An 11,866-nucleotide genomic window follows, 5' to 3' on the forward strand; every position below is an offset into this window, starting at 1 on the left:
CCCATGAAAACGACGCTCCCTACCACTTTGATGGCCAACGCGATCCGCGCGCTGGCAATGGACGCAGTGCAACAGGCTAATTCCGGCCACCCAGGCATGCCGATGGGCATGGCGGAAATTGCGGTGGCGCTGTGGGCCGGCCACTACAAGCACAATCCGTCCAATCCGAAGTGGCTCAACCGCGACCGCTTCCTGCTCTCGAACGGCCACGGCTCGATGCTGCACTACGCGCTGCTGCACCTGTCGGGCTACGACCTCTCCATGGCCGATATCAAGAATTTCCGCCAGATGCATTCGAAGACCCCGGGCCACCCGGAAGTCGACATCACCCCGGGCGTGGAAACGACCACCGGCCCGCTCGGCCAGGGCATCGCCAACGCGGTCGGCATGGCGCTGTCGGAATACCTGCTGGCGGCGGAATTCAACAAGCCGGGCTTCGACGTGGTCGATCACTACACCTACGCCTTCCTGGGCGACGGTTGCCTGATGGAAGGCATTTCGCACGAAGTGTGCTCGCTGGCCGGCACCCTGGGCCTGAACCGCCTGATCGCCCTGTACGACGACAACGGCATCTCGATCGACGGCAAGGTCGAAGGCTGGTTCACCGACGACACCCCGAAACGCTTCGAGTCCTACGGCTGGAACGTGATCGCCGCCGTCGACGGCCACAGCGTGGCAGCGGTCGATGCCGCCATCGCGCAAGCGAAGCTGTCGTCCAAGCCGACCCTGATCTGCTGCAAGACCATCATCGGCAAGGGTTCGCCGAATCTGCAGGGCGGCGACAAGGTGCACGGCGCCGCGCTGGGCGACAAGGAAGTCGCGGCCGTGCGCGAGCACCTGCTGTGGACCTCGGTCCCGTTCGAGATCCCGGCCGAGGTCTACACCGCCTGGGACGCGAAAGCCAATGGCGCCGCGATGGAAGCCGAATGGAACACCAAATTCGCCGCCTACCGCGCGCAATACCCTGAGCTGGCCGCCGAATTCGAGCGCCGCATGAAGGGTGAACTGCCGGCCGACTTCAACGCCACGCTGGACGCGGCGATTGCCGCCTGCGTCGAGAAGAAAGAAAACATCGCCACCCGCAAGGCCAGCCAGAACGCGATCCAGGCGCTGGCCCCGACCCTGCCGGAGTTCCTGGGCGGCTCGGCCGACCTGACCGGTTCCAACCTGACTAACTGGAAAGAGTGCATCGCACTGCGTTCCGGCAAGCCGGGCAACCACATCAACTACGGCGTGCGCGAGTTCGGCATGAGCGCCATCATGAACGGCATCGCCCTGCACGGCGGCTACATTCCGTTCGGCGCCACCTTCCTCACCTTCTCCGACTACAGCCGCAACGCGCTGCGCATGGCCGCGCTGATGAAGCTGCGCTCGATCTTCGTGTTCACCCACGACTCGATCGGCCTGGGCGAAGACGGCCCGACCCACCAGTCGGTCGAGCACGTTTCTTCCCTGCGCCTGATCCCGAACCTGGACAACTGGCGTCCGTGCGACACCGTCGAATCCGCAGCAGCCTGGGGCGCCGCCGTCCAGCGCAAGGATGGCCCGTCGACCCTGATCTTCTCGCGCCAGAACCTGCCGTTCCAGGAACGCAGCGCGGCCCAGATCGCCGACATCGCGCGCGGCGGCTACGTGCTGCAAGACGTGCTTGAGCCCAAAGCGATCCTGATCGCCACCGGTTCCGAAATCGAACTGGCGACCAAGGCCGCCAGCGCGCTGGCCGCCGAAGGCATTCTGGTGCGCGTGGTGTCGATGCCGTCGACCGACGTGTACGACCGCCAGGACGCCGCCTACAAGGCCAGCGTGCTCACGCGCGGCGTGCCGCGCGTGGCGATCGAAGCCGGCGTCAGCGATTTTTGGTATAAATACGTTGGCCTGGAAGGCGCCGTGGTCGGCATCGACACCTTCGGCGAATCGGCTCCCGCGCCGGTGCTGTTCAAGCACTTCGGTTTCACGGTCGAGAACGTGGTTGCCAAGGTCAAGTCGGTACTGACGAACTAATCTGCGCAGGCGGCGCCCGGGCGCCGCCGCCCACCCATTTTTATCACTCAGGAGCAAAGTAATGACGATCAAAGTTGCAATCAACGGTTATGGCCGTATCGGCCGCAATGTCCTGCGCGCTTTCTACGAAGGCGGCAAGAAACACGACATCCAGATCGTGGCGATCAACGACCTGGGCGATGCCAAGTCGAACGCGCACCTGACCCGTTACGATACGGCGCACGGCAAGTTCCCCGGCACCGTCACGGTCGAAGGCGACAACATGATCGTCAATGGCGACGCGATCCGCGTGTTCGCGCAGCGCAATCCTGCTGAAATTCCATGGGGCGAGCTGGGCGTGGACGTGGTCCTGGAATGCACCGGTTTCTTCACCACCAAAGAAAAAGCCTCGGCCCACCTGAAGGGCGGCGCCAAGAAAGTCATCATTTCGGCACCGGGCGGTAAAGACGTGGACGCCACCATCGTGTTCGGCGTGAACGAAAACGTCCTGAAGTCGACCGATACGGTCATCTCCAACGCATCGTGCACCACCAACTGCCTGGCCCCGCTGGTCAAGCCGCTGAACGACGCCATCGGCCTGGAAACCGGCCTGATGACCACCGTGCACGCCTACACCAACGACCAGGTGCTGTCGGACGTGATGCATGAAGACCTGCGCCGCGCCCGTTCGGCCACGATGAGCATGATCCCGACCAAGACCGGCGCCGCCGCCGCGGTCGGCCTGGTGCTGCCTGAACTGAACGGCAAGCTGGACGGCTTCGCGATCCGCGTGCCGACCATCAACGTCTCGCTGGTCGACCTGACCTTCATCGCCAAGCGCGACACCACGGTGGACGAAGTCAATGCCCTGATGAAAGCGGCATCCGAAGGCGCGTTGAAAGACGTGCTGACGTACCAGACCGAGCCGCTGGTATCGATCGACTTCAACCACAACCCGGCCTCGTCGAATTTCGATTCGACCCTGACCAAAGTGTCGGGCCGCCTGGTCAAAGTGTCGTCGTGGTATGACAACGAGTGGGGTTTCTCGAACCGCATGCTGGACACCACGGTGGCACTGATGAACGCCAAGTAATCGTCGGCCGGATCGACAAGAACGCCCTGCGGGGCGTTTTTTTTCGCGCCGATGTTCGCTTGCGGGGGCGGGCCGGTGTTTCCGGAAAAATCGAGCGTATCAAAAAGTAATCCCCCTGGTCCACGTACGGTAGCGGCGGGAACCATGTCGCCACAACACGGCTGGGCATCGGATACTGCTCGTCCGATCCAGCACAAAGAGCATCATGGGACCCATCGCTTACTCGCTCTGCCAGAAGCCAGTCATCGGACTGGTCATGCATATCACCTTCGCGTGCTCCTTTCCGCCGCTGATAGCGGACCAGCCGCTGGCGCTGAGCGAGGCCGGTGTCACGGCATCGACCGCGTTTTCGGTCCCGGTGGACAAGCGCTACTCGCTCGACCTGACGTTTGCGTTTCAGAATGCGTGGGCGATGCGGCAGGATGAGATCGTCGGCTCGCGCTACGACAAACACTGCGAGCCGGGTGTGAACTATGGCGACATTCCGGTAGCGCAGTTGCCGGGCCTTGGCCGCCCGATCCCGTTTCGCGTGGCGGTTCAGCGCAAGTCGGATAAGGCTGTCGTCATCGAGCGCACCTTCACCTCGCTGTGCAAGGTCTCCGGCGGCATCGACCGCGCGCGAAAAACGCGCCAGATCGGTCGGCTCGACTTGACGCGGGGCGAGTACATCCTGGTGATCACCAATCTCGAGCGCCAGGCCGGGCTCGACGGCGTCGCCACCTCGTTTTCCCTGGTTCCCGGCCACGGAAAATAGCCCGCCCCCAAAACCGGGGTCAGAGCTCTAATCAGCAATAATTTGCTTAGATCGCATACCGTGGTCTGACCTCTGACGCGTCATTTTCTCGTCGAATGGCGGGACGGCGGCGGTGCAGGCAACAGGCGTACCGTTGCGTGCCTGCCGTCGCATGTGGATCGGCAGCACTTTGTTGCGCTTTGGCAAAAATTTCCTAGCAAGAGGTCAGACTACTGTTGTGCGCTCGGGTAACAATTGCTGATTAGAGCTCTGACCCCGATTGTAGGGGCTTGCCGCGAAAGGTTTTAGGACGCGGCCTTGCAGTTGAGGCGGATGCCTATTTGTAGATGCCGGAGCCAACCATCATGTCGTCGACCCGTTCGATGTAGCCCGACTTGTTTTCGACCGCCTTGGTCACCGGATTGGGCCACTTGAAGTCGACCCAGCCTTTGCCCGCGGGCGACTTGGCCAGGTCGGCCATTTCTTTGATCATCAGCTTGCCGTTGCTGTCGGCCAGCGCCATCAGGTTCTTGCCGACGATCTTGGGATTGTTGCCGTGGGCGAGGGCGATGCCGTTCAGGTCATAGACATACACATACAGATCGCGGTCGTGATATTCCTTGTTGGCGGTGTCGCTGATCGCCGCGAAGGCCTTGGCCTTGTCGGCCTTGATCAGCGCGACCGCTTTCTTGACCATCGCGACCGCTTCGTCGGCACTGCCTTTGTCAGCCGCCCACGCCGCTCCCGGCAGGGCCAGCAGGGCTACGCTGAGCAAGCTTGCGGAAAATATCGTTCTCATCAATACACTCCCATCCCGGTCAATGGCGCGTTGTTGCGTGAAACCATTATGCCGATGTTCGCCTGCTTGTCAGGTACTTTGCGGAAAATTCTGGGTGCGACCGGCGAATTTAATGCACAAAAACGACAGTGCACCGAACTGAACTACATACAGCCGAAGTTGCAAAACGGCGGTTTTTGCGTAGGTATGTTCGTCGAAAAACAACAGTAAAGACGGCAAAATTGTCGTATATGCATAAGTTGTTTGATTCCGTGCAGGGTTCATGCGAAATTTGTCATCACCCGTACACATAAATGGGTTTCAAAAAAGAGTCGATTTTTTTCACGGAAGAATATCTCACCTGGAGTTATCTTGAAAAAGCACTTTGCATTGAAACAGAGCGTCCTCGCCGTCGCGTTAACCTTGGGTTCGTCGCACATCGTGCTCGCGCAGCAGGCTGCCGCGCCACTGTCCGCGACGCCGTCCGCCACGGTGTACATCACCGGTTCGAATCTGAAACGCACCGAGAAAGAGGGCACCCAGCCGATCCAGGTCATCACGACCAAGGATATCCGCGACAGCGGCGCGGCCACGGTGACTGAACTGATGCGCCAGGTGCCGTCCATGGGTTCCGACCAGAATATCGACTCCAATGACCCTGGGTTCGCCGGCGGCGTGTCCACCGCATCGCTGCGCGGCCTGTCGTCGACCTCGACCCTGATCCTGCTCAACGGACGGCGCATGACGCCGTCCGCCTACGCCGATCCGAACGACGGCAATTCCACCCTGTACGACTTGAACTCGATTCCCCTGTCGGCCCTCGAGCGGGTCGAAATCCTCAAGGATGGGGCGTCGGCAGTGTACGGTTCCGATGCCATCGGCGGCGTGATCAACTTCATTACCAAGGCCAATTTCCAGGGCATCGAAGTCTCGGCCCGCGCCAGCGCCAACGACGACCGCAATTTCAAGCGCAAGGGTGCGAATATTTTCTGGGGCAAAGGCGACCTCGACGCTGATGGCTACAATGTGTTCGTGACGGCCGATGTGTCGGACCGCGACCGGGTCCGGCGCACGGACGTCACTGATATCGAATACGATACTTACAAGGCGCTCAATAACCGCTACGCCACGCCGTACGGCAGCACCAGCTCGGCCTCGCCGGCGTTTTATCGCGAGAGTTTCCCGGGCAGCAAAAACTTCGCCGTGAACCGGGCCAACATGGCCGATCGCCTGGTCGTGCGCACCAACTGCGATCCGTCCAAGCAACTGGTAGGCAGCACCACGATGGGCCTGGCCGCCACCAGTGTCTTTATCGGTCGCAATTTCTGCAACTTCGATACCTCGCCATTCCTCGAAGGCACCGGCGACGGCAAGGATGCGAGCATCATGTCGCGCGGCATGATGAAGTTTGGCGGGAATATGAAGGGGTTTGCCGAAGTGGCCTACACGCGCACCGAGCGCAGCTACACCGGCTCGCCGATCAACATCGGCCAGGCCGTGACGACCAATTTCGCCAGCAATTCAGTGGTCGCCCCGTTCCAGGCTGTCCTGGAAATCGGCCACCCCGACAATCCGTTTCCGAATGCCCGTGCCTCGGTCGGCTACCGCTTCGAAAACCTGCGCGGCGGCACCAAGAACGTGAACGAGAATACGCGCCTGGTGACCGGTTTGCAGGGCACCCTGGGAACTTGGGATTGGGAAACGGCGATCCTGTACAACCAGTCGGTGCGTGAAGACACCACCTACGACCGCCTGTACCTGCCGACCTTGCGCAAACTCAACTCCGGTACCTCGCTGGCGGCTCTGGCGGCCGATCCGACCATCTCGCATGACGTGGTCAACGATAACAAGGCCGCCATCTTGCAGTGGGATGTCAAGGCCAACACCCAGTTCGGACAGCTCGGTGGCGGTGCGATGGGCCTGGCGATGGGCGCCGAAGTGCGGCGCGAGAAGCTGACCCTGACGCCCGATCCTTTGCTCGGGAGCGGACAGATCTTCGGCCTGGCCAACAGCGCGATCGACGGTGAGCGCGATGTGAAATCGGCCTTCGTCGAGCTGCGCACGCCGTTCCTGAAGAATTTCGAGATGGACTTCGCCGGCCGCCTCGACAAATACCCTGGCATCAAGACCAACTTCGTGCCCAAGGTCGGCACCAAGTGGACCGTCACCGACAGCTTCGCGATGCGCGGCACCTATGCGCGCGGCTTCCGCGCACCGGCGCTGACCCAGGTCTTGCCGGGCGGTTCGCAATTCTTCCAGCCAGGTATCTACGATCCGCGCCGTTGCGAGAACGACGAGGTCACGCCGAAGGCGGGCGCCACCGAAGTCGATTGCAACAAGACCGCTGGCGGGGTGGGCAACTCCAATCCCGACCTGAAGCCGGAAAAATCGAAGAGCATCTCGTTCGGCTTGCTGTTCTCGCCGAACTCGAACATGGACTTCGGGCTGGACTTCTACAAGATTCGCAAAGAGGGCGAAGTCGCGCTCGGCACCGCCGCGCAGGCGATGAAGAACGAGGATACCAATCCGGGCGTGGTGCAGCGCGACACCAATCCGGTCAATCTCCTGATTGGCGCGGACGGCAAGGCGATCCCCGGTACCGGACCGCTGTTGCTGGTGCGCCTGCCATGGACCAACCAGGGCGCGACCGAAGTGCGTGGCGTGGACTTTGACGCCGCTTTCCGCAAGAACCTGGGCGAGTGGGGGGCGTTCAGTGCCAAGCTCAACACCAGCTATCTCGACTCCTACCGTTTCTCGGAGAACCCGGGCGATATCGAGCACGAGCTGGCGGGCCATAATGCCGGCATCGTCGACTGGTCCTTGTCGAACTCGATCGATTTGCCGCGCTGGAAAACCTCGCTGTCAGGATCGTGGAGCCTGGGCTCGCACGCGTTCAATGCCAGTGTGAACTACATCGGCCGGGTATCGCTGCAGCGCAAATATGACGGTGCAGAAACCTATGAAAAGCCGTTCTGCCACTACGGCACGCGCAAGGATCCGGAACCGAACCGCGCAGCGCTCAATCCGAATTATGAAGGGACCTTCCCGGAGTGCGTGGTCAACAGCTGGACCCGGCTTGGCGTCGGTTACACCTACACCGGGTTCAAGAACCTGAGCCTGAATGTGAATATCCAGAACGTGCTCGACACCAAGGCGCCGTACGATCCAGCCTATGGCACCAGCACCTCGACCGGCGCGCCGCTGGCCGGCTACAACGAGGGTTTGCACAATCCTTACGGCCGCTACTTCCAGGTGACGGCGCGCTACGCGTTCTAAGCCGTTCCCGCGGTACCTGAAAAACCCGGTCCTGGCGCCGGGTTTTTTTCGCCTGTCCGGTGCGCCGCTTTCGTGCCGAAAACAAGAAAAAATCACGCATATGCACGTTTTTGTGAGTTCCTCTTGTTCGCCAATCCACCTTTGTGCGAATTTCATGGCCCTCGCTTTTGCGCGCCGCGACGGCGTGGACGCGCGGCGTGCGGTATCAGTTCTGATAAGGGCATGATGGCGCCGCAGGGCGCCATCGATCTGACCCGGCCCTGTGCCGGGTATTTTTTTCCATGGCGTTTTTGCAACGACGCATTCCTGGCAACCAGCTTCCACTATGTATGCGCATCGGCCGCACGCTATGGTGTTGCTTATAGTGTAATTTTTTTGGGTCTTAAACGCGCTTGGCCCTGCCTGAAAACATTACCTAAAAATATATTTTAAAAATACCTAAACATTTTCGAAAATCTCTGGATACATTCATTAAGGAAAGCAGCAGCGCAGGAATGGCAACCTGAAGCTCTGCAGCAATGTTTTTGGCGCGTCCAACATGAAATTGAGGGAATCGAATGGTTACGAATGTAAGCGGTAGTGGTTTTGGGTTGTTGAACCTGTCGGCAATGGCTGCGGGCCGTCCAGGGCCCGATGGGGCGACGGCAGCCAGGAACAGCAGGGAAAATGTGCTCTTGAATCTGTCCAAAGGCGGCTTGCTGCTGGAACGCCATGACGACCTGCTTGCTGCCAGCGCCATCGATACCAGCCTCTTTCGTACATACAATTCGCAGGGCGCCCTGAGCGACGCCACGCCTGGGCAACAATGGAAGCTCGGCCTGGCCAAGCAAGTGCGCCATCTGGGCGCGGACACGCTCGGCCGGGTCGATGAGCATGGCGACGTGACGCTGTTCCAGTTCGACCGCGAGCGCGATCTGTATGTGTCGAGCGATCCTGGCAAGCAGGCGCAGTCGCTCGCCGCCGCCGCAGGCGGGCAGTGGATCTGGCGCGACGTGGGCCGCCCGGACAGCGCCATCTACGAGTTGTACGACGGCGCCGCCGACGGCCGCATCCTTGAAGCGGGCGACGCCGCCGGCGCCCAGCTGCGCTATACCTACAATGATGACGGACTGGTCGGCCAGATCGGCAATGCGCACGGGGATCTGACGCATCTCGCCTACGATGCGCACGGCAATGTCGCCACGTTCAGGACCGTACTCGCCGGCACGACGCACGACGCCACGGCGGTTCGCTATGCCTACGATGCGCAGCAGCGACTGGTCCAGGTCGCCACCACGCTCGCTGGCGCCGTCTACACCACCGCCTACACCTACGACGGCGCCAGCGGACGCGTTGCAAGCGTCACCCGGTCGGACGGCGGCGTGCTGTCGTTTACCTACACCCTGCACGACGGCGGATGGAAGCTGGCCGGTTTCGTGGACCCGAACGGCGGCGTCACCACTGTCGATTACGCGCTCGCCGGCACGACCACCGTGACCGATGCGGCCGGTGCGCAAACCCGCTACGCCTACGATGGCGCCGGCCGGCTGGTGCACAGCGTCGATGCCACGGGCGCCGACACGTATTACGACTACGATGCCATCGGCAATTGCGTGCGCGAACGCGATGCCGGGGGAGCGCTGCGCGTGCTGCGCGACTTCGCGCCGGGCACGAGGAATCTGCTGGCCGAAACCACGCTGGCGCCGGCTGCCGGGACGGCGGCCACCAGCCTGTTCGTCTACAACAGCGCGCAACAGCTGCGTTTTGCGGTCGATGCGCAGGGTGTCGTCGAGCAATATCGCTACGACGGCAGCGGACGGCGCGACGCTGTGCTGCGCTATGAGGGCAGGACGTTCGCTCCGGCGTTTTCCCTGCTCGACTTTAGCCAGGACGGGCATGGCCTGAGCTTGCCGCCCGAGGCGCAGGTCGAAGACGGCACCCTGCGCCTGACCTCGGGCAGCCAAGCCGGCCAGGCCACCCCCGAGATTGCCGACGTGGCCCGTCCGATGGGCACCAGCTGGCGTTTCGAAGTGACCACGCCAGCGTTGCTGAGCCAGGACATGCTCACCACCGGGATCGATGCCGGAACCTGGGGCGAGGCCGATGCACGCCGCCTGCGTGTGCGCTTTGACGGCGATGTCATCGGTTGCCAGGTCGGCACCGGTTCCGCCATGCGCTACCAGGTGCTGGGCCGCGCGCGGCCGGACACCGCCTATGTGCTGGAGTTCGATACCAGTGCCGATGGCGGCGCGGCCGTGGCCGTGTATCCGAAGGGCGAGGGTCGCGCCAGCGCCTTTGCCGTGAGCCAGCAGTTCGGTCCCGGCGCCAGCGTGCGCATGAGCGCCGCCACCTACTGGGGACCTGGTGCGGCCGCCGGCACGCCGGGTTCGACCAACACCATCGAGATCGACAACCTGAGCATCCGCAAGGTCGTGCAGGAATCGGAGATGCTGGCCTGGCTGGCCGCTTCCGGTGCCGCTGACGATCAGGCGGAGCTCACCACGCTGAACTACGACGCGCGCGGCTTGCTGGCATCGGCGGCGGGCGTAACGGCGTTGGAGGAGGTGGTCAGCGGCATGGACGGGGCGCGCATGCACTATGTGCACGACCAGGCGGGGCAGTTGCTGCAGGCGATCGATACGGACGGCGTGCTGACCGACACGATCCACGCGGATGACGGACGCTTGCTGGCATCGAGCGATGGCGCTGGCGCGGCCTTGTTCCTGCATGACGACGCGGGCAACGACAGTGTCGTGGTGATCGCGCAGGCGACCGCGACGGAGCCTGTGGTCGTGGTGCAGGGACCTGTGCAGCGGAGGATGATGATGGTCAATGCGGCCGCAGCGCCGGCTGGCCATGACAAGCTCATTGGAACATCTGGAAACGATACTCTTGTTGGCGGTTTGGGAAATGACACGCTGATCGGAAGCGGCGGCAGCGACGTCTTTGTTTTTTCGAAGGGGGATGGGGCCGATCGGATCGAAGTTTCCCCGGATTCCGCAAGCGCGGTTAACACAGTCGAATTTTCGGATGTGAAATCTGATGAGTTGCACTCGCTCGTGCGGATGGGCGACAACCTGGTCCTGAACTACGGCGCAGGCGATCAGGTGACGATCGTCAAGCACTTCTCCGGGAGTTATCGTAGCTACGCAATCGATCAAATCAGGTTCAGCAATGGCGTGACATGGGACGAGGCAGGTATCCTGGACAAGGTAGTCACCCCTGGCACGGCGGGGGCGGATGCGCTAACCGGGATCGATTATGGAACCAATCGCATCGACGGCTTTGCGGGAAAAGATACATTGACCGGTGGCGCGCTCAGCGATGTACTCCAGGGCGGCGCGGACGACGACGTCCTTAAAGGCCAGGGCGGGGACGATATCCTGATTGGCGGTACCGGCAACGATATCCTGACCGGTGATGTCGGCAGCGAAACGTTCAAGCTGTCCAGGGGGGGCGGCGTGGACGTGATTTCCGTCCATGACACCTCGAATAGAGATGTGGACGTGATCGAATTTTCCGATGTGAGGTCGGACGACGTGTTGTGGCTCCGGCGGATCGGCGACGACCTGGTCCTGAACTACGGCGCAGGCGATCAGGTGACGATCGTAAAGCACTTCGAAGGCAGTTATCGTTACTCCGCAATCGACCTGATCAAGTTCAGCGATGGAGTCTCATGGGACAAGGCGGCGATTCGCGAACTGGCAGTCACCCTTGGTACGGAGGGGAATGACACACTGGCTGGTTACGACGATGGCACCAATCGCATCATGGCGCTGGACGGCCATGATTCCGTGAAGGGCGGCGTATTGAACGATACGCTCAACGGCGGCAAGGGCAACGATACCTTGGTGAGCGGTACCGGCAACGACACCTTCGTCTTTGCGAAAGGCGATGGCGTGGACCGGATCGATGCCGACGATGTTGTCGGAGCGGTCGACTCGATCCGTTTCACCGACGTGGCATCGAGCGAGTTGGCAACGATTTGGTGCTGAAATATGGTGTCAGCGACGAAATCACGGTCATT

The 11,866-nt window shown here is 61.7% G+C and carries 6 protein-coding genes; 5 read left to right on the forward strand and 1 reads right to left on the reverse strand.

What is annotated here, in order from left to right:
* The first annotated feature begins 3 nt into the window (after window positions 1–3).
* The 3 genes from tkt (at window position 4) to F2P45_RS22075 (ending at window position 3,827) form a co-directional block, all read left to right on the forward strand.
* A complete protein-coding gene (gene tkt, locus F2P45_RS22065) occupies window positions 4–2,001 on the forward strand; it encodes a transketolase (protein WP_166879984.1) in 1,998 nt (665 codons plus the stop codon).
* A 61-nt stretch (window positions 2,002–2,062) separates the two neighbouring features.
* Entirely contained in the window at window positions 2,063–3,073 is a 1,011-nt protein-coding gene (gene gap / locus F2P45_RS22070) for a type I glyceraldehyde-3-phosphate dehydrogenase (protein ID WP_166879985.1), read from the forward strand.
* Window positions 3,074–3,278: 205 nt separating this feature from the next.
* Window positions 3,279–3,827: a DUF5625 family protein gene (locus F2P45_RS22075; RefSeq protein WP_166879986.1), complete on the forward strand. Its 549-nt coding sequence runs from the start codon at window positions 3,279–3,281 to the stop codon at window positions 3,825–3,827.
* Window positions 3,828–4,143: 316 nt separating this feature from the next.
* On the opposite strand, the gene F2P45_RS22080 is transcribed toward F2P45_RS22075, so the two are convergent.
* Entirely contained in the window at window positions 4,144–4,605 is a 462-nt protein-coding gene (locus tag F2P45_RS22080) for a cache domain-containing protein (RefSeq protein ID WP_166879987.1), read from the reverse strand.
* 351 nt (window positions 4,606–4,956) lie between these two features.
* Here F2P45_RS22080 and F2P45_RS22085 point away from each other — a divergent pair, with 351 nt between their 5' ends.
* Together F2P45_RS22085 and F2P45_RS22090 are read left to right on the forward strand one after the other, a co-directional pair.
* Window positions 4,957–7,860, forward strand: coding sequence for a TonB-dependent receptor plug domain-containing protein (locus tag F2P45_RS22085; RefSeq protein WP_166879988.1), 2,904 nt, complete (start codon window positions 4,957–4,959; stop codon window positions 7,858–7,860).
* Window positions 7,861–8,534: 674 nt separating this feature from the next.
* Entirely contained in the window at window positions 8,535–11,834 is a 3,300-nt protein-coding gene (locus F2P45_RS22090; protein ID WP_166879990.1) for a calcium-binding protein, read from the forward strand.
* The last annotated feature ends 32 nt before the right edge of the window (window positions 11,835–11,866 follow it).

It is taken from the genome of Massilia mucilaginosa (assembly GCF_011682145.1).
Classification (GTDB): domain Bacteria; phylum Pseudomonadota; class Gammaproteobacteria; order Burkholderiales; family Burkholderiaceae_D; genus Telluria_A; species Telluria_A mucilaginosa.

Bases quoted from the DNA above. Each gene is read 5' to 3' on its own strand.
- tkt (WP_166879984.1), top strand. From the start codon at position 4: ATGAAAACGACGCTCCCTACCACTTTGATGGCCAACGCGATCCGCGCG.
- gap (WP_166879985.1), top strand. From the start codon at position 2,063: ATGACGATCAAAGTTGCAATCAACGGTTATGGCCGTATCGGCCGCAAT.
- F2P45_RS22075 (WP_166879986.1), top strand. From the start codon at position 3,279: ATGGGACCCATCGCTTACTCGCTCTGCCAGAAGCCAGTCATCGGACTG.
- F2P45_RS22080 (WP_166879987.1), bottom strand. From the start codon at position 4,605: ATGAGAACGATATTTTCCGCAAGCTTGCTCAGCGTAGCCCTGCTGGCC.